This window comes from Arthrobacter glacialis, assembly GCF_002909445.1.
In the GTDB taxonomy this organism is placed as follows: Bacteria; Actinomycetota; Actinomycetes; order Actinomycetales; family Micrococcaceae; genus Specibacter; species Specibacter glacialis.
In genome coordinates, this window is the sequence record NZ_PPXC01000020.1 from 32,036 (window position 1) to 50,996 (window position 18,961).

An 18,961-nucleotide genomic window follows, 5' to 3' on the forward strand; every position below is an offset into this window, starting at 1 on the left:
TTTACCGACAGGAACTTCCATGCCGTCATCGCCAACCCTTGCCCAGCACCAGCAACCACTGGATGCCCCCACCCTGCTGCCCCTGGCTGGTGCTCAACCGGGCATTTGGTATGCCCATCAGCTAGAGGGGGAGCAGAGTAATAGTTACAACGTTGCCCGCTATAGCCAGATCGACGGCGAGCTGGACTCCGCGGCGCTGGCCGAGGCAGTACGCCGAGGCCTGCAGTCGGCGGACACCTTGGCTTTCCGCTTCGGTGAAGTCGCGGGGGCACCAATGCAATGGCAAGAGCACAACAACCCTGAGGTCCTGGAAGTCATTGACCTGCGCTCCAACGGTCCCGACGGAGAGGCTGCCGCCCATGAGCTGATGGGCGCAGACCTTGGTACGGCAGTATCGCTGACCGGGGCGGATGCCCTGTACCGGCAATTGCTGCTGCGGGTGGGGGAGAGCCGTTGGTTCTGGTACCAGCGCTACCACCACATCCTGGTGGATGGTTACAGCTTCAGCGCCATCACCCGGCACATCGGTGCCCACTACGCGTCTCTGGTTCAAGGCACACCCGAACCGGCGCCTGCCTTCACTTCCTTTGCGGAGGTGTGTGCGGCAGAGGCCAGCTACCGGGGCTCCGACGCCGAGGAGGCGGATGCTGCTTTCTGGCGCGATTACTGCGCAGAGCTGCCAACGGCGTTGACCTTGGCAGTCCCCGAATCACTGACCGCAGCGCAAGGGCAAGCCCGGCGCAGCGAAATCAGCCTAGATGCTGCCCTCACTGCCAGGCTTTCGCGCATCGCCGCTGCTCACAGGGTCAGCTGGGCCGATGTACTGACCACAGCCATTGCCACTTACCTGGCGCGGATGGGCAATGCCTCCGAGGTAGTGCTGGGCATTCCGTTCATGGGGCGCATGGGAACGGCAGCCCTGCGAGCAGCCGGACCCGTCGTTGCCGTGATGCCACTGCGGCTTCACCTCCCACACGATCTGTCCCTGGGTGAGATGGCCAAGGCGACGGCGGCAGCCATGGGCGCCGTCCGCGGGCACAGCCGCTACGGCGCCGAACAGATTCTCCGCGACGCCGGACTGGTAGGCAGTGACTCTGCCCTCCACGGCCCGGTACTCAATCTCAAGATCTTCGAATACATGTTCGAACTGCCCGGAGTCACGCTTTCCACCCGCCACCTGTCCGCAGGACCCGTGGATGACCTGGAATTCGCCGTCTACAAGGACCACGGCGCCATTGTCGTCGAAATCGAAGCCGCCCCGGCCCGGTACACAGGCGCTGAACTTACACTTCACGGCGAACGCCTGCACGCCTGGATCACGGCGCTCGCAGCCAGCGATGACGTCAACCCCGCAATGGCTGTGCTTCCCTTGACCAGTGAACTCGGCACCATTGCCGGGGAATGGGGCACAGGACCCGACCTGGGCGCCTCAAAGGGTATGGGCGCCTCCTCCGGTACGCTCACCCCCACTGTCATGGAGCGCCTGGACCTACTGGTGTCCCGGCAGGGCCCGGACACGGCCCTTGTGGCAGGCGAGGACTCCCTGAGCTTCGCCGAACTGGGCCAGCGCTCCAACGCATTGGCCAGGCACCTCATCAACCGCGGCGTCGGACCAGGCCAGGTGGTCGCCGTCGCACTCCCACGCTCCATGGACACAGTGGTGAGCATCGCCGCTGTACTCACCGCGGGCGCCGCCTACCTGCCCCTGGACCTGGACTACCCCGGTGAGCGCCTTGCGTACATGCTCGGGGACGCCGCACCCCAGGTCCTTATCACCACCTGCGAACTCCAATCCACGCTGCCCTTCAACGGACACGTGGTCACCATCGACTCCCCGGCCAACCGGGAAGTCATCGCACGGGAAACCGGCGGCGCCATCCAACAAGCCGAACGGCTGCGCCCCGTCACCCCCGCCGACCTGGCCTACATCATCTACACCTCCGGCTCCACCGGAAAGCCCAAAGGTGTCATGACACCCCACACCGGGCTGTCCAACCTGATCGCAAACCATGAAGCAGGTGTCTTCGGAGAAACAGGGGAAGCGCTCGCAGGCCGTCGAGTCCGTGCAGCCCACAGTGCGTCGTTCTCCTTCGATTCCTCCTGGGAACAATTGATCTGGATGTACCTGGGCCACCAGCTGCACGTCCTGGACGATGAACAGCGCCGGGACCCGCAGGCCATTGTGGACCTGGTCCGGGCCGATCGCATCGACGCCATCGATGTCACTCCGTCCCTGGGATCGCAGTTGCTCGAATGCGGGTTGCTGGCACCGGGGGAGCACCACCCGGCCCTGATTCTCTTTGGCGGGGAGGCCGCCTCGGCGTCGTTCTGGACTGCCCTGCGCGCCCACAGCAACACCGGCACGCACAGCCACAACTTCTATGGCCCCACCGAGTACTCGGTGGACACGCTGGGGGCATCCGTTGCCGATTCCCCGCACCCCGTGGTGGGCCGCCCCATCGGCAACACCCGGGTGTACATCCTCGATGAGCGGCTGCGCCAGGTGCCCGTGGGGGTTGTTGGAGAGCTGTACATTGCCGGCGACGGCCTGGCCCGCGGCTACCTGGGCCGCCCCGGGTTGACGGCCTCACGTTTTGTGGCGGACCCGTTCGGTTCCGGCGTGCGCATGTACCGCACAGGGGATCTGGTCCGATGGCAGCGCGACGGCCAAATTGACTACCTGAGCCGCGTCGATGACCAGGTCAGGGTGCGCGGGCACAGGGTGGAGCTGGGCGAGGTGGAGGACGTCCTAGGCAGCCTGCCCAACGTGGTTTCCGCCGTGGTGATTGCCCAGGAATTGGGCCATACCAACAGGCTCATTGGCTACTTTGTACCTGCTGCCGGCAGCGAGCTGGCCGGAGAAATTGCCCCGGAGGCGCAGCTGCGCGCTCTCCTAGCGGCGTCCCTGCCTGATTACATGGTGCCCGCCGTGCTGGTGCGGATCCCTGCGCTGCCGCTGACCGTCAACGGAAAAGTTGACCGCGCAGCACTCCCCGCCCCCACGGCCCCGGCGGCCGGGCGCAGCAGACCCCCGGCCAATGACCTTGAAGCGTTGATGTGCGCGGCCGTGGCCACTGTGGTGAGCCAGCCTTCCGTGGGACCCGACGATGACTTCTTTATGCTTGGCGGCGACAGTATTTCCGCCATGGCCGTGTGCGGTGCCGCGCGCAGGGCAGGCCACCAGCTGCGCCCCCGGGATGTCTTCGCCCAAAGGACCCCCGCCGCCATGGCAAGAGCCTTGGTCCCACTGGAATCACAGCCTCGTCCCACTGTGGAGGCCACCGGCCTGGTGGACGCACTGCCCATCCAGCACTGGTTTGCCGAAACTGCCGGCCTGAGCGCCCACTGCGCGCAGGGTGTCTGTATCACCGTTCCTGGGGCGCTCACGGCTGATCTGCTCGGTGAAGCACTTGCGGAGCTGTTCCGCGTCCACCCGGCCCTGTGCGCACGTATCAGCGGCGGGGAACTGAGCATTCCGTCTCCCGAGGCGATTCCCGACGTCGTAACCCGTACCGTCGCCGACCGCACGGATCAGCCCTTGGCCACCCCGGACACGGAGTTCCCGGCGGCGGCCCTGCGCCTCGATCCGGCCACCGGCGTCATGGTTCAGGCCGCGCTGCTCGCCAGCACCCAGCCAGGGAACCGGCAGCTGGTCCTCGCCATTCACCACTTGGTGGTCGACGGCGTCTCCTGGCGCACCCTGCTGCCCGACCTTGAGCAGGCTGTCACCATGCTGCTGGCTAACCAGCGCCCCCGGCTCGAGGCTGAACAAACCTCGCTGCGCCAGTGGGGCCGGCAACTCGGTGCGCACAAGGAGTCCCGCCGCTCCGAACTGGACCACTGGTTCCGGCAACTGCAGGGCGGCACGGATCCGTTGGGCCGCGGGTCCCTCGATCCGGCGCTGGACACCCACAACTCTGCTGGGACTGCCCGCATCCTGCTCAGCACCCAGGCCACCACAGCCATCCTGGCGACCCTTCCGGAAGCGTACGCCGCCACGGTTGAGGAAACCCTGCTGGCCGTGACGGCACTGGCAGTAGCCAGCCACTTTGGCCGGCGATCCCTGCAGCTGACCCGGGAATCCCACGGGCGCCACAGCGAGGTTGACGATCTGGAACGCACCGTTGGCTGGCTCACGGATGAACACCCGCTGTTCCTGGACGTGGCCGGCATCGCTGACCGGCTGCTGGACGGCCCGGGGGATTCCGCCTCCCTGCTTCGCGTGGTCAAGCAGGCGGTGCGCTCCACCCCGGCAGACGGCATGGGCTACGGAATTCTGCGCTACCTGGATGCGGCGAATCAACCCGAACTGCGTGCCGCTGCCGCACAGAATCCGCCGGCATTGTTGGTGAATTACCTTGGCCGCTTCCAGCAGGCGGCGGGCCATTTCACCCCCGTCCAACAGGGCACAGTTTTTGTCGACGCATTTGCTGTCAGCCAGGACGGAGCCATGGCCCTGACCCATCCGCTGGAACTCAACGCCTTCCTCGACGGCGAACAGCTCGCCTTGGGGTGGACCTGGGCGGCACGGCTGCTGGATGCAGCGGATGCGGAAGCCGTGACCGCGGCCATGGAAAGCATCGCCGCAACTTTGGCAGAGTATGCCCGTTCCACGCCCGCGCTGTCGGCAGCAACCCTGGTGCCGGCCGATGTTCCCGGCACGGGCCTGAACGCAGCAGCGTTGGCCCGCATTGAGGCTGGCCACGGCCCCGCAGTGGCAGTGCTGCCGTTGGGCCCCCTCCAGCTGGGCCTGCTGTTCCACGATCAGCTCGGCGCCCAGGGCGGCAACTACAGTTCGGTGACGGTATTGGAGCTGGAAGGGAAGGTTTCCGGCGAGCGACTGCGAGCAGCACTGGAACTCATGCTGGACGCACACCCGCAGCTGGGCACCTCCTTCAACCTGGGCGTCGGCGCAGTACCTGTCCAGGTCATACCGCACCCTGCGTTCCGGGCACCCATCGACTTTGCCGAAATCCTCGTTGCCGATCACACCGACCCCGCGGCCGCCACGCGCGATCTTGAGCGCAAGGAGGCTGCACGTGCCTTTAACGTGGAGCGGGGACCGTTGCTGGCCGCCCGGCTGGTGTGGTGGACCGACGGTTCGGCACGGCTGCTCCTCAGCGCCCACCACCTCCTGGTGGATGGCTGGTCCACGCCGCTGATCGTCAAGGCCCTGCTGGAGTGCTACAACACTGGCCGCACGGGCACTTCCAATGCGCTTCAAATGTACGTGGCCGCCGCCAACGCCCGTCGCGTTGTGGAGGCAGACAGGACAGCCTGGTCGCAGGCACTTGAGGGCGCCACGCCAGCCCTGCTGGAAGGCACGCTGGTTCCTCATGCCGCTGCGGGGGAGCCGTTGGAAGCCGCCGCCACCTTGGATACTGCGCTCTGCACGGCCCTTGCCGCCATAGCTCTCAAGCACGGGGTGACGCACAATTCCGTCTTTGCCCTGGCCCACGCCCTCATGGTGTCGGAGCTGACAGGCAAGCTCGACGTCGTTTTTGGCACCACAGTCTCCGGGCGCGAGGACGAACAAAGCCACAGCGTCATTGGTCTGTTCACCAACACCGTTCCCGTCCGGGTGCAGCTCAACCCATCGCTGGCTCCAGCCGCGCACCTGGTGCAACTACAGCTTGACCAGGTGGAACTGCGTGGGCACGCCCGTCTTGGCCTGGCCGAGATTCAGCAGCTGGCCGGCACCGGCACCTTGTTCGACTCGCTGTTTGTCATGGAAAACTATCCCGGCGAGGATGGCGAATCCGCGGAGGCAGGGGGCACCGAGCTGGTGGTGACGGGCCTGGGCAACCGCGGCTACACCCACTACCCGCTGACTGTCCTGATTCTGCCCGAGAATGACTGCTACAAGGTGGTGGTGGAGCACAGGCTGGGTGCCGCCGCCGGCTCCACCATCCTGCCCCGCTTCCTGGCTGCTCTGGCGCGCATCACCTCTACTTCCAAGGAAAGCTTGGCCACCACCGCTTCCCTGCTGCCTGCGGAGAAGGCAGCCATTGACAAGCTCAACGCCACTGGACGCCCGGTTGCACCGGCGACGCTACGCGATTTGCTCGATACGCGTGGATCCACGGTGCCCAGCGCTGTGGCATTGCGTGCCGGGGACTCCACCCTCAGCTACGCCGACCTCCGCTACCAGGTGCGGGCATTGGCCACCCGCCTGCGCCGTTCAGGTGTGCGCACTGGCGACATTGTGGCTGTCAGCATTCCGCGCTCCGCCCAGTTGAGCATCGCGCTGCTGGCCGTGATTGAGGCCGGTGCCGCCTACCTGCCCCTGGATACCGGCTATCCCAAGGAACGGCTCGATTACATGCTGGCCGACGCCAAACCAACAGTTGTGCTGACAACCTCGGCCCTGGCGGCTGGTTTCCCCGAGTCCGTCACCAAGATCCTGGTACCCGAGGAGCCTACCGCGCAGCCCGCAGAAACCGACATGGGCTGGCGTGCGCAAGTCGCGTCGGAGCTGTCACCTGCGCATCCTGCCTACGTCATCTACACCTCCGGCTCAACCGGGCTGCCCAAGGGAGTGGTGGTGCCGCACGCCGCCATTGTGAACCGGCTGTTGTGGATGCAGGACGCCCATCCGCTGGACGCCAGCGATGTGGTGATTCAAAAAACGCCCTCCAGTTTTGACGTCTCTGTGTGGGAATTCTTCTGGCCCTTCATCGCCGGCGCCGCGCAGCTGGTGGCTCCTGCCGAGGCCCACAAGGACCCGGCGGAGCTCCACGCGCTGATGCGGCGCGGTGCTGTCACCACGGTGCACTTTGTGCCATCCATGCTGGCCGCCTTCCTGGCCGATTCCATCCAGGTTGGTGCCCTCCCGGCCCTGCGCCGGGTGTTCTGCAGCGGCGAGGCCCTATCGCGGGAGCTGAGCGCTGCGGCCCAGAACCGCTTCGACGTGCCCGTCCACAATTTGTACGGGCCCACCGAGGCGGCCATCGATGTGAGCTTCTTTGCCGGTGCGGAAGCTGTTGCAGGGCAAGTCTCCACCTCGGTGCCCATCGGCGCCCCGGTCTGGAACACGCAATTGCATGTATTGGACGGGATGCTGCGTCAGGTTCCACCGGGAGTGGCAGGGGAGCTGTACCTGGCCGGTGAGCAGTTGGCCACGGCTTATCTGGGCCGGCCGAGCCTCACCGCAGCCAGGTACGTCGCCAATCCCTTCGACTCCGGCGCCCGCATGTACCGCACCGGCGACATCGTGCGACGCCTGGCTAACGGGGACCTCGAATACCTGGGACGTGGCGACGAGCAAATCAAGATCCGCGGCCAGCGCATCGAACTCGGTGAGATTGAGGCCGTACTCTCAGCTGTGCCTGGTGTGGAGGCATCCGTGGTGGCCGCAAAGTCCCTGGGCGGCGCGGCGGCCATGGCGGGCGCCGACAACAGATCCCTCATTGCCTACGTGGTGCCCGGCGCGGCTGCCAGCGTGGCCGGCCCGGAGGAGTTGCTTTCGCTCTGCCGGGAGCAGTGTGCAGGGCGCCTGCCCGCACACATGATCCCGGCGTCGTTCATGGTGTTGGCGGCACTGCCCCTGACCAGCAACGGAAAACTGGACCGCAACGCCCTGCCCGTCCCAACCCTGGCAGCATCCAGTGGAAGGGCACCTGCCGGCTTGCTGGAGGAAACTGTTGCCGCTGCATTCGCCACGGTGCTGGGCTTGCCGGTGACCGGTGCCGGGGACGATTTCTTCGCCCTCGGCGGGCATTCTTTGCTGGCCATGCGGCTCGCCGCCGAGCTGGGCCGGGCGCTGGGCAGCAAGGTGCCCGTGGGCACCATCATGACAACGGGCACCGTGGAGGCCCTGGCACGGCAGATCGCCGGCGCCTCGGACGGCCGGGAGGCCTTTGCCGAGATCCTGCCCCTCCGCAGCGGCAGCACCGATCCGCTGTTCTGCATCCACCCGGCGTCGGGGTTCGCCTGGCAGTACAGGTCCCTGGCACCGTATCTGGACCCCGAACAGACGCTCATTGGGCTGCAATCACCGCGCCCCACGGGCCCTCTCGCCACATCTGCGGAACTTACAGAGGTGCACGCCCGGCATTACACCAGCATTCGCTCCGTGCAACCCCACGGGCCGTACAAGCTGTTGGGCTATTCGCTGGGCGGCACCATAGCCCAGGCCATCGCCGCGCGGCTCGCCGCCGAGGGGGAGCAGGTGGCGTTCCTGGGGCTGTTGGACACCTACCCGCCGGAAGACCAGGACTGGGGTGCAGGGGCGGAAGCGGAGATCGCCGCCGAGGCGCAGCGTGAACAGCAGGGGATCGACGGCGGCGACAACGGATCCCGTGCGGAGCAGGACGCCATGACGGCGGAGATTATTGCCAACTACAAGGACTCGGTCAGGCTGCTCTCCGCCGCCAGCACGGATCACTTCCCAGGCCGGGCCGAACTCTTCGTGGCCACCGCAACAGTGCCGGAGGGTTTCGACCCGGAACGCGCATGGGCCAAACGAGTGGACAGCCTGCGGGTCCACCCTGTGGATTGCGCCCACGAAGACATCCTGACCCCGGACACCCTGTCCACGCTCGGCCCCCAGCTGGCCAAACTACTCGCTGACATTCCCGGCACCATCCACCGAAAGGCTTCAGAATGACCACCCCAACCACCAGCGAACCCAGAGTAAAACTGCGCCTGCACCCCCTGGTGCCCCGCCTGCTCCGGGTTGTGGATGTTCAAACCCTGGCGCCCGCCATGCGCCGGATTGTGCTCAGCGGCGACGATCTGGCCCAGCCGTTTCCCTTTGAACCCCTGGCGGCCTCGGATCACGTCAAGGTGGTATTTCCCGAAATCGAGTCGGGTGAGATCCACCTGCCCACAGTGGCCGATGACCGTTTGGTGATGCCTGAGGGACGGCCCCGGCCCATTTTCCGTGACTATACGGTGCGTTCCTACGATGCCGCCGCCCGCCGGCTCACGCTCGACTTTGTGCTCCACGACCACGGGGTTGCCGGTCGCTGGGCCCAGAACGCAGCCCTGGGTGATCCGCTGGGGGTGCTGGGTCCGCGGGGCTCACACCTCTATCCGGCCGACTTTGAAAACTACCTGATAGCTGGTGATGAAACGGCCCTGCCGGCGATGGCCCGCTGGATTGAGGAATTGCCCAGTGGCGCCCGGGCAGAGGTGTTCATCAGCATTGCCCATCAGATTGAAAGGATCGCCCTAGCGGACCGTCCGGGCATCAACGTCACGTACCTGGACCGCTTGGCTCATGGACCGGCCGTGCTGATGGAAACGGTGCAAAAATTTGTCCGGCCCGAGGGGGACCTGTTCGTTTGGGTGGCGGGGGAGGCTGCTGCCATCAAACCCATCCGCCGCCATGTGCGTGACGTGTTGGAAATCCCGGCGGAGCATGTGGATATTGACGGTTACTGGAAGCAGGGAATAGCCGGACTGGACCACCACGAGCAAGATGACGATGACTGAGCCGGCCAAAAGCAGGTTCTTCACCGGGCTCGTGATTGACACCAGCCCCCTGCGCACCAGTGCGGCCTTCAGACGCATCTTCATAGCCCGCACCATCTCCATCTTTGGACTGGGCATGCTGGCCGTGGCCGTTCCGATGCAGATCTTTGAGCTGACCGGATCTACGCTCCAGGTGGGCATTGCGGCCACCGTGGAAGGGCTCTGCGCTTTCGCCGGCCTGCTGGTGGGCGGTGACCTGGCTGACAGGTTCGATCGGCGCAAAATCATTCTCTACTCACGCATGATCGGTGGCACGGGCTTTGCCGTTTTGGCCGTCAATGCCTGGCTGTCGGAACCCTCCGTGGCTGCCATTTACGTGGTGGGCGGGGTGGACGGCTTCTTCGGCGCGCTCAGCGTCACGGCGCTCATGGCGGTCACGCCAACGTTGGTGCCACGAGACAAACTTGCTGCCGCGGGTGCCCTGAACATGCTGACCGTGCGGCTGGGCACCATGGCCTCGCCGGCGTTGGGTGGGGTCATTATTGCCGCGGCCGGGGTGGGCTGGACCTATGCTGGAGCCGCCGCGGCCACCCTACTGACCATCACCTTGCTGACGGGGCTGCCATCGCTGAAACCGGACATGACCGGGCCACGCAGCCACCCGTTGCTGGCGGCCGCCCAAGGTGCGGCATTTGTTTACCGGCAGCCAGTTGTCCGGGCTGTCGTGGTGCTGGGCACTTTGGAAACCATGGCATCGGGCATCAGGATCATGCTGCCGGCGCTGGGTGTCGTGGCGTTGGGCGTTGGCGCCCAGGGCACGGGGCTCCTGTATGCGGCCGTTCCCTGTGGGGCGGTGGTTGCCACCTTGTTCAGCGGCTGGATCGGCCAGGCACGGCGCCCGGGGTGGGCCATGGCGTTGTTCTCCATTGCCTCGTTCGTTTCGCTTGCCGCCCTGGGCTTCAGTCGCGATCTGGCCAGTGCCCTGATGCTCTTGACCATTTTTGGGGCCCTGAGTTCCCTCAGCGGCATCTTGCAATACGCGCTGGTGCAGGCCCACACGCCGGATCACCTGCTGGGGCGGGTCAATGCCCTGTGGATGGCGCAGGAAGTGGGCAGCGATTCCGTGGGTGCCCTGGGCCTTGGCGGTTTGGGCCGGGCCGTCCCCGCCACCATGGCCGTGTTGATTTTCGGTACTGCGGCCACAGTTCTGGGCACTGCCGGACTGCTGGGGTTTGGCGCCCTGCGCCGCACGGGTGCCCTTGATGCAAGTTCGCCGCAGAGGTTCGACGCCGATCCCGCGCAGGCTGTCGTCTCCAGTTCTCCTGCTTCCGCCAAGCCATGACCCCGGGGAATGGGCACGGCGTGAGGGAGCCTACGCCGTCCGGCGTCGGGGAGACATGGTCCCCGGCTGCCGTTGTGTGGTTTGCTCAGGCAGCAGTTGAACCGTCAACGTCCCAGTCGGTGCTCCTGAGCCCGGCGGAACAGTCCATGGTGGCTGTGAAACGGCAGCCCGCGGACGGATACCGTTCCGCCACGGCCCGCGTGCTGCTAAAACACCTGTTGGCGCAAGAGTTTGGTATCGATCCTTTCAGCGTCAGCTTGCTGGCCCCGGAGGGGCAGGGTGGCAAGCCCGTGCTCCGCCACGGGACCGTGGCCGGATTGGCCAGGCCGCTACAGGCCAACGTTTCCCATGCCGGCGGTCAGGTCATTGTGGCCGTGACCCAGGGAGCTTCCATTGGCGTTGATGTGGAGGAACACCGGGCCACGGATTTCACCGGCTTTGACCGGGTAGCTCTTTCCGCGCAGGAACGTTCAGTAGTGGCCATCCTGCCGCCCGCCATGCGCGCCCGGCAGCGGGCAGACTTTTGGGTCCGCAAGGAAGCAGTGCTCAAAGCCTCCGGTGAGGGGCTGCTAAGGGACCCTGCGCAAATGGACTTTGCTGGGGCTGGCACACACTCCACGGCCGTGGTTGCGGGCCTTCAACCAGTAACTGTGCAGCTGATTCAAGCCCCGCAAGGTTACTCGGCGGCGCTGGCTGTGAGTGGAACTGCCGACGTCATATGTCACGAAACGACATTCTCAGCGACTCACATTGTCAATTACGCAACAAAAACATGGCCCATTAGGAACTAAGGGTAGGCTATGCTAAGTTTTCATCGACGAGCGCACGAAAATGCGGCGCTCGAACCCCTCAGGACGCATCAGTCCACACCATCACGCACCACCTGTCGAGGAGACAATACTGTGAAGTTTCAGCGCACAATCCTTCCCTTGTTCGCAGCCCTTGCTGCAGCCGGCATAGCCCTCAGTGGCTGCTCCGGAGCGGGTGAGGCAAGCAACGCCAACGCCAGTGCTGGCGCCACCGCTGCGGCCAGCGATGCCTCTTGGCCGCGCACCATCACCCACGAGGCCGGCGAAACAGTGATCCCCACCAGGCCCAAAAACATTGCCTCCACTTCGCTGAGCGTGACGGGGACCCTGCTGGCCATCGACGCCCCGGTCACCACCTCCGCTGCCACCAACCCCAGCGACGTCACAGACAAGCAGGGCTTCTTCTCCCAGTGGGCCGATGTTGCCCAGGAACGCAGCGTTGGCGTGCTCTATCCCAACCTCGAGTTCGATCTTGAAGCAGTAGTTGCTGCGGCCCCTGATTTGATTGTCGTATCCACCTCGGGAGCCGACAGCGCCGCCGACCACTACAAGGAACTCAGCGCCATTGCACCCACGATCGTGGTGAACTACGGCAGCCAGTCCTGGCAGGACCTGGCCCTGGAATTGGGCAAGGCCACCGGCACTGAGAGCTCAGCCGGTGCCGCCGTCGCCAAGTACGACGTCCATGTCAAGGACGTAGCCGCCAAAATCAAACTGCCCGCCGGCGAATCCAACATTGTCAGTTTCAATGGCGCCGGCCAGGACAACGGCGTTGCCAAGAAGACCGGCAGCCACGCTGCAGTGCTGGAATCCCTGGGCTTTAAGATCGCCGACGTTCCCGAGGGCTTGGACACCAGTGAGAAGGCACGCCAGGACTTTGCGTTTGTCTCCTTCGAAAACTTGACCAAGGCGGCCAACGGAAACACTGTGTTCCTGCTCAGTGCGGACGAAACACTTGTGAAAACCTTTGAAAGCGAAAAGGTGCTGGCCAACCTGCCCTCGGTCAAGTCCGGCCAGGTGCACGCCATGGGCCCCACATCGTTCCGCCTTGACTACTACAGCTCCACCCAGCTCGTGGATCTGCTGGGGGAGACCTTCAGCTAGGTCCACTCACAAAGTAGCACCGGAAGGGCACAATGTGGTCCCCGGAATCGTGATTCCGGGGACCACGGGTTTCAAAAAGGATGTTGACCGATCTTCCCGGATAGGCGTTGGATGCGGGGAGTACGCCATACGCGGTCGATGAAAGGCCCAACCATGAAAGTCCTAGCCTTCATTCTTTCCATGGTCGTTTCGACGGCACTGATGTTCGGCGGGATTTTCTTGATCGTTGCCCAATCTCCGGACCATTCCACGAGCTTTCAGTTACTGGCTTTCTTTGCCCTCACTGTGATGATTTATGGTCCGGTGTCTCTTGGTTCCATGCGCGCATATTGGAATGTCAAAGTGACGGAGGCAAGCCGTCACTTCTACAAGCGCTGGCTGTGGGTGGTGTTGGGCCTTGAAGTCCTGGCCGCGATAGCAATCGCTATTTTCGCCGTCTTCGTGGGTATGGGCTGGTGGCTTCCCAGTGCATTCATCGCCGTCGAGATCGTGTTGCTCGGTATTGGCGTGCTGGTCGGGGATTGGCTGCGCCGCCGTGACGAAGCCCATCCACAGCAGTTGAGCTGGGCCCCGGTGACTCGGGCAGAGATCGCCAGGAAAATCGCAATTATTGCGATCACATTTATCGTCGTGTTGATTGCCGGGATCCTCGTTCTCGGCATTGTCCGCATTGTCGGCAATGCAGAGGAATCGCTACCTGTTGGTGTGCACCTGCTCTTCGCGTTGAGTTTTGCTTCCATGGGGGCAAGCTTTGCGGGTATTAATTCCACGCTCCCATTGAACGCTCAGCTGCGGGATGCTGCCGTTCGCGACATGGGCACGATGCAGAAGGTGAGCAAAGTGGTATTGCGTAACAAGCAGATCGACCTTGATGAGAATGAGCAGATTGCTGCCGCGAAATACGCTGCCGTCATTCCGACAACCCTTGGCTTTATGGTCAGCTATTTCGCCTTGCTGTACATCGGGCTGGGAGCACAGCAAGTGGTGCGGCTAGTCTCTGGGCCAGTGGATGCATTCACGGTTGGCATGCTGGCCGCGCTTGTTGGGGTGCTCGCTTTCCTCTTCCCCTACTTCATTATCCGCGTCCGTCGAGCCCGTACATATGCCAGAGACCATGCGGACCTGCTGCCACTTGTATGAACAACATGCCACCGTATCCCCGATCCCAGAGCGGGGACGGTCATCCAGCTACACGCCATCGCCATTCCCACTTGTCTGTACATGAACGCTACTCAAACAAATGTTCACCATCGAGTGGCCTTCAGTTAGTCAACCGTTAGGAAGTGATCCGTAACCTTTTGAAGGCCGGTCAGGGAAAATCCCTGCGGCATGCAGACTTTGAAAGGCTCCATCACACAATGAAACTCTCACGCCGCTCTGTCTCCACAGTCTTGTTGAGCATGGCGCTCCTCACCGGATCTTTGGCATCTTGCTCGGCTCCCGCCGACTCAGCCAACTCCGATGCCAACGCAGGAGCCTCGGCCGGAAAGTTTGCCGTTGACGCAAACACCCTTGTTTTTGGTGTTGTCCCTGACTCGGTGGATACCGAGACCAACTACACCCCCTTGATGGATTACATCGCCAAGCAGACCGGCAAGAAGGTCGAGTACCACGAGTCAACCGACTACGCCGCGCTCATCGAAGCCGCCAACGCCGGCAAGATCGATGTCGCCTCCTTCTCAGGCTTCACCTACGTCACAGCAGTAAACCAGGGCGCCAAGCTCACCCCCATTTCTTCGATCGTCACCGAGGAGGGTGAAGAGCCCGGCTACTTCTCCCAGGCAATCGTCCCCAAGGGCAGCCCCATCAAGGACATCGCCGGCATGAAGGGCAAGAAGGTCTGCTTTGTGGATCCTTCCTCCACCTCCGGCTACTTGTTCCCCAGCTACAACCTGCTCAAGGCTGACATTGACCCGAAGAAGGACGTCACTGCCGTCTTCGCTGGCAAGCACGACGTAAGCGTCCAGAAGACTGCCGAAGGTGTTGAGTGTGAAGCCGGCTTCGCCGAAGACAGCGAAGTTGCGAAGAACGACAAGGTCACCGTCATTGGTGAAACCAAGGTTCCCGGTGCCCCCGTCGTCATGTCCTCGGACCTGCCCAAGGACCTCCAGGAGAAGCTGATCAGCACCTTGAAGGAAGTCTCGATCGACCAGATCATTGCAGCCGGTGTCGAGAACGCCGATTCGGAAGCCTTCCGCAGCGTGTTCCACGAGACCAAGCCCGTCACGGATTCCTACTACGACACCATCCGCGACATCTGCAAGACCACCAACGCAACACAGTGCCAGGCAAAAAAGTAAGTACTGGAAACTAGGAGTAAAACCATGGGCCATCCCCAAAGCTTGCCGTTACCTGCCACTGCCGGCATTGAACGCGACAGGACAGTAAAGGTTGCTTTTCTCACCAAGCTCTTCGGCGAGAACAAGGCGCTCGACGGCGTCGGCTTCGAGGCAGGCCGCGGAGAGCTCGTGGTTTTGCTCGGCCGCTCAGGATCTGGCAAATCAACACTGCTGCGTCACCTGAACGGATTGGAAGTTCCCACTTCCGGCCAGGTTCAGGTCCTCGGCGAGGACCTCTCCAGCCTGACCGGAAGTTCACTCCGCCGCTTGCGCAGCCGCGTCGGCTTCATCTTCCAGCAATTTGAGTTGGTGCCCTCCCTCACCGTGCTGGAAAATGTGCTGACCGGCTCGCTTGCGGTGGTCCGTGGACCACGCCTTGGCCTCTTCGGCTATGGCAAGGCCCGCCGCCTGACAGCCCTTGAACATCTTGAAACCGTTGGTCTGCTGCAGCTGGCCTACCAGCGCGCAGACACCCTCTCCGGCGGACAGCAGCAGCGCGTTGCCATTGCCCGCGCCCTCATGCAGGAACCGGAAATCCTGCTCGCCGATGAGCCGGTAGCCTCCCTTGACCCCGAGTCCAGCGACCAGGTCATGAACCTGATCCGCGACATCGCCCGCAGCAAGGGCCTCACCGTGGTGTGCAGCCTGCACCAGGTGGACCTGGCGCTCTCATGGGCCGACAGGATCGTAGGACTGCGCCACGGCAAGGTTGTCCTGAACACCCTCACCGAGAACATGACCCGTGAAGAAGCCATGGGCATCTACGGCCAGGTCGAAGTTGCCACCATCACCAGCGAGTTCCAGGCGATCGCCGAGGAGCTGGACACCCCCGGCCACCGTGAACGCATTGCCCGCGATCTGGCCACCGCCGCAGCCACGACTCGAGCGGGGCGCAAAGCCCCATGACCGCCACAGCTCTAACCCCCGGGCCAGTACGCGGCATCGCTGCCGGGGCCCCCAAACGCAAGATTTCGCCCGAGCGGATCAGCGCCTCGATCACCCTTGTGGTCATCCTGGTCATAGCCATCCAGGCACTTGTCGCCATCGACATCTCGATTCCCAAGATGTTTGAGAGCATGGACAACGCCGAACGCTTCTTCATCCGCGTTGGCGGCGTGACCTTCCCGCCGCTGGGGGAGTTGCTCTACCTGACAGCCCTCACCGTGGGACTGGTCCTGTGCGGCACGCTTCTGGCAGCCGTGCTCTCGGTTCCCGTGGCCATCCTCTCCGCCTCCAACACCACCCCCGGCCCGGCCTGGCGCTGGGCCGGCCGGTTCGTCGGCGTGCTCACCCGAGCCGTGCCCGACGTCGTCCTCGCCATGGTCTTTGTCCTCATGTTCTCCCTCGGCGCACTGCCCGGCATCATGGCCATTGGCATCCACTCTGTGGGCATGATCTCCAAGATGTTCGCCGACGCCATCGAACAGGTGGACGAAGGCCCGCGCCTGGCCATCCGTGCCGCCGGCGGCACCAAAACGCAGGAATTTGTGTCTGGAATCTTCCCTCAGGTCATGCCCTCCTGGGTGGCCACGGTGCTGCACCGCAACGACATCAACCTGCGCGGCTCGGTCATCCTCGGCTACGTGGGCATCATTGGCCTAGGCCGCGAAATGTCCTACGCCTTCAAGGCCATGGACTACTCGCTCGGCATGGGCTACGCGATTGTCATCTTCGCCCTGTGTGTTCTCATGGAGGTCGTGTCCAGCAGTGTTCGCTCGGTCATGCTGGGCCATGCACCCACCGGCCGTGGCATGGGCGACCGCCTGGTCCGCCGCTTCGGCAAAAAGTCGCCTCGGGAGACCATGGCCAACGCCGTCGGTTTCGCCAGTCCGGCGCAGGCGCTGGTGCGCCCTTGGACCAATGCTCGACGACGCAATGTAGTTTGGGGGATCACTTCCGTTCTGGTGGTGATAGGCAGCGTTGTCATCAGCGACATCCAGTGGCGCGACTTCATCACCTTCTGGGGCAAGGTCCCCGCCATCGCCGTGCAGTTCTGGCCGCCCACCTTCGGCAGCTACGAATACGGGACCATGCTCGATGCCATGTGGAAGACCATTGCCATTGCCCTTGCCGCCACCTTCTTGACCCTGTTGGGCTCGGTGGTGATTGGTTCACTGGCAGCCCGCAACGTGGCACCCAACGGTTTCATTCGCAGTGCCAGCCGCTTCATTCTGGTAGTGATTCGCGGCATTCCTGAGGTGATCCTCGCCATCATGCTGATCGTTGTCACGGGCTTGGGTGGCCAGGCCGGAACTTTGGCCCTGGCGATCTGTGGTGTGGGCTTATTGGGCAAGCTCATTGCCGACTCCTCCGAGGAGGTCAACCCCGGCCCAGAGCGCGCACTCACAGCAACGGGAGCCACACGCCTGCAAGTCTTTGCCGGCGCCACCTTCCCGCAGGGTGTGCAGTCCTTGATTGGCCACACCTTCTACCTGCTGGACACCAACGTCCGCGCAGCAACCATCCTGGGCATCGTGGGAGGTGGCGGCATCGGCTACTACCTGCTCAACGCCGGCCAGGGCTCCAAGTACGGCGTGGTCACGGCCATTGTCCTCATGATCCTGGCAACTGTTCTGGTCGTTGAAGGCCTGGCCATGTGGATGCGCCGGGTGTTCCGATGAGCCTATTCGATGCTGCAACTTGCCAGGGCTCACGCATCACCCTTTCACCCCCTCCCACAGCCATGGCGTGGATCAAGCAAGGCACCAAACACCAGCTCATGGCCGTACCCGAGGTCTATTTGGCGCCAGGGGATGCACTGATTGAAGTGGAGTTCGCAACGGTCTGCGGCTCCGATCTTCACACTGTTCACGGCCGCCGCAGTGCACCCACACCACTCGTGCTGGGGCACGAGCAAGTCGGCAAGGTTGTGGCCGTGGGGGAGGGCGCCCGTCGCGCCGGCGGCCAAGCATTGGCCATCGGCGACCGCGTCATCTGGTCCATCATGGTCAGCTGCGGCGACTGCGACCGCTGCCTCAAGGGCGTCCCGCAAAAGTGTCGCCAGCTGGCGAAGTACGGTCACGAACAAGTGCGCCACGGTTGGGAACTCAGCGGCGGCTTCGCCACGCACGTGCACCTGCGCTCCGGGACAACCATTGTTCCCGTAGCCTCGTCCATGCCGCGTGAAATTGCTGCACCCTTGTCTTGCGCCTCGGCGACAGCCATCGGCGCCATCGACGCAGCTGCTTCCGTCATGAATCTTGACGGTGCCACCATGCTTGTCACAGGTGCCGGTCTGGTGGGGCTCACTGTTGCCGCGGCAGCAACCGATAGGGGAGCGCGCGTCATTGTTTCCGATCCGGATCCGTCCCGTCGCGCCAACGCCCTGCGGTTCGGCGCCATTGAAACTGTTGACCCCATGAGCCCGGCCGGCCTGCCCGATTCCTTCGAGGCAGTACAGACGCGCCTGGGCCTGCAGGATGGCTTGGATGTCTCCATCGAGGCGTCCGGCTCCTCGGCGGCCGTTGCCCAGGCCATCGACTGCCTGGACATTGGCGGCGTCGCCGTTCTTGTCGGCAGCGTGCACCCAGCAGGGCGGGTTCAGCTCGATCCCGAAGCTGTGGTCCGTGGTCTGAAGACCGTCCGCGGCGTCCATAACTATGCGCCAAAGCATCTCATCGACGCCGTCGCGTACCTGGAGGAACGGCACTGCGCCTATCCCTTCGCTGAGCTGGTCGGCACCAGCTACCCGCTGTCCGAGCTGGATGAGGCCATTGCGGAAGCCACCACCGGCGGCCACGTGCGTGTAGGAATCATCCCCTAGCCGCGGGCTCGACCACCGCTGGCTCACCCACGGTGAGTGTGCAGATAATGCCCCCAAAATCCAATTTTGGGGGCATTATCTGCACACTCACCGGTGGCTTGGTCCTCATCGCCGCCGGCCTGGGCACCTGGGTGGTTGTCCGGCGTCGCTCGGCACGCTAGGCCACCAGCACGAGCCCCGTCACTGG

General features: G+C 63.9%; 10 protein-coding genes. All 10 read left to right on the forward strand.

Features of this window, described 5'->3' with window-relative positions; all coding sequences use genetic code 11:
* The first annotated feature begins 19 nt into the window (after positions 1-19).
* On the forward strand, positions 20-8,608 hold the full coding sequence (locus CVS27_RS18530) for a non-ribosomal peptide synthetase (protein ID WP_103467330.1): 8,589 nt from the start codon (positions 20-22) through the stop codon (positions 8,606-8,608).
* On the forward strand, positions 8,605-9,438 hold the full coding sequence (locus tag CVS27_RS18535) for a siderophore-interacting protein (protein WP_103467331.1): 834 nt from the start codon (positions 8,605-8,607) through the stop codon (positions 9,436-9,438). The genes CVS27_RS18530 and CVS27_RS18535 overlap by 4 nt, the downstream gene beginning before the upstream one ends.
* Positions 9,425-10,759 (forward strand): enterobactin transporter EntS, encoded by a 1,335-nt coding sequence (entS, locus tag CVS27_RS18540; RefSeq protein ID WP_207767568.1) that lies wholly within the window; start codon positions 9,425-9,427, stop codon positions 10,757-10,759. Before CVS27_RS18535 ends, entS begins: the two co-directional genes overlap by 14 nt.
* A gap of 20 nt (positions 10,760-10,779) precedes the next feature.
* Positions 10,780-11,550, forward strand: coding sequence for a 4'-phosphopantetheinyl transferase family protein (locus CVS27_RS18545; protein ID WP_165788351.1), 771 nt, complete (start codon positions 10,780-10,782; stop codon positions 11,548-11,550).
* A gap of 111 nt (positions 11,551-11,661) precedes the next feature.
* On the forward strand, positions 11,662-12,672 hold the full coding sequence (gene fepB, locus CVS27_RS18550; protein ID WP_207767569.1) for a Fe2+-enterobactin ABC transporter substrate-binding protein: 1,011 nt from the start codon (positions 11,662-11,664) through the stop codon (positions 12,670-12,672).
* Between the two features lie 153 nt (positions 12,673-12,825).
* Positions 12,826-13,812: a hypothetical protein gene (locus CVS27_RS18555; RefSeq protein WP_103467335.1), complete on the forward strand. Its 987-nt coding sequence runs from the start codon at positions 12,826-12,828 to the stop codon at positions 13,810-13,812.
* Positions 13,813-14,030: 218 nt separating this feature from the next.
* Positions 14,031-14,972 (forward strand): phosphate/phosphite/phosphonate ABC transporter substrate-binding protein, encoded by a 942-nt coding sequence (locus CVS27_RS18560; protein WP_103467355.1) that lies wholly within the window; start codon positions 14,031-14,033, stop codon positions 14,970-14,972.
* A 24-nt stretch (positions 14,973-14,996) separates the two neighbouring features.
* The gene (phnC, locus tag CVS27_RS18565) at positions 14,997-15,917 is read left to right on the forward strand and encodes a phosphonate ABC transporter ATP-binding protein (RefSeq protein WP_103467336.1); all 921 of its coding nucleotides are present in this window, start codon (positions 14,997-14,999) and stop codon (positions 15,915-15,917) included.
* A complete protein-coding gene (locus tag CVS27_RS18570; RefSeq protein WP_103467337.1) occupies positions 15,914-17,632 on the forward strand; it encodes a PhnE/PtxC family ABC transporter permease in 1,719 nt (572 codons plus the stop codon). Before phnC ends, CVS27_RS18570 begins: the two co-directional genes overlap by 4 nt.
* The gene (locus CVS27_RS18575) at positions 17,629-18,774 is read left to right on the forward strand and encodes a zinc-binding dehydrogenase (RefSeq protein WP_243400271.1); all 1,146 of its coding nucleotides are present in this window, start codon (positions 17,629-17,631) and stop codon (positions 18,772-18,774) included. The genes CVS27_RS18570 and CVS27_RS18575 overlap by 4 nt, the downstream gene beginning before the upstream one ends.
* Positions 18,775-18,961: the final 187 nt, after the last annotated feature.

What these genes read in the sequence shown, in the direction of transcription:
- CVS27_RS18530 (WP_103467330.1), top strand. Translation starts at nt 20, where the DNA reads ATGCCGTCATCGCCAACCCTTGCCCAGCACCAGCAACCACTGGATGCC.
- CVS27_RS18535 (WP_103467331.1), top strand. Translation starts at nt 8,605, where the DNA reads ATGACCACCCCAACCACCAGCGAACCCAGAGTAAAACTGCGCCTGCAC.
- entS (WP_207767568.1), top strand. Translation starts at nt 9,425, where the DNA reads ATGACGATGACTGAGCCGGCCAAAAGCAGGTTCTTCACCGGGCTCGTG.
- CVS27_RS18555 (WP_103467335.1), top strand. Translation starts at nt 12,826, where the DNA reads ATGAAAGTCCTAGCCTTCATTCTTTCCATGGTCGTTTCGACGGCACTG.
- CVS27_RS18560 (WP_103467355.1), top strand. Translation starts at nt 14,031, where the DNA reads ATGAAACTCTCACGCCGCTCTGTCTCCACAGTCTTGTTGAGCATGGCG.
- phnC (WP_103467336.1), top strand. Translation starts at nt 14,997, where the DNA reads ATGGGCCATCCCCAAAGCTTGCCGTTACCTGCCACTGCCGGCATTGAA.
- CVS27_RS18570 (WP_103467337.1), top strand. Translation starts at nt 15,914, where the DNA reads ATGACCGCCACAGCTCTAACCCCCGGGCCAGTACGCGGCATCGCTGCC.
- CVS27_RS18575 (WP_243400271.1), top strand. Translation starts at nt 17,629, where the DNA reads ATGAGCCTATTCGATGCTGCAACTTGCCAGGGCTCACGCATCACCCTT.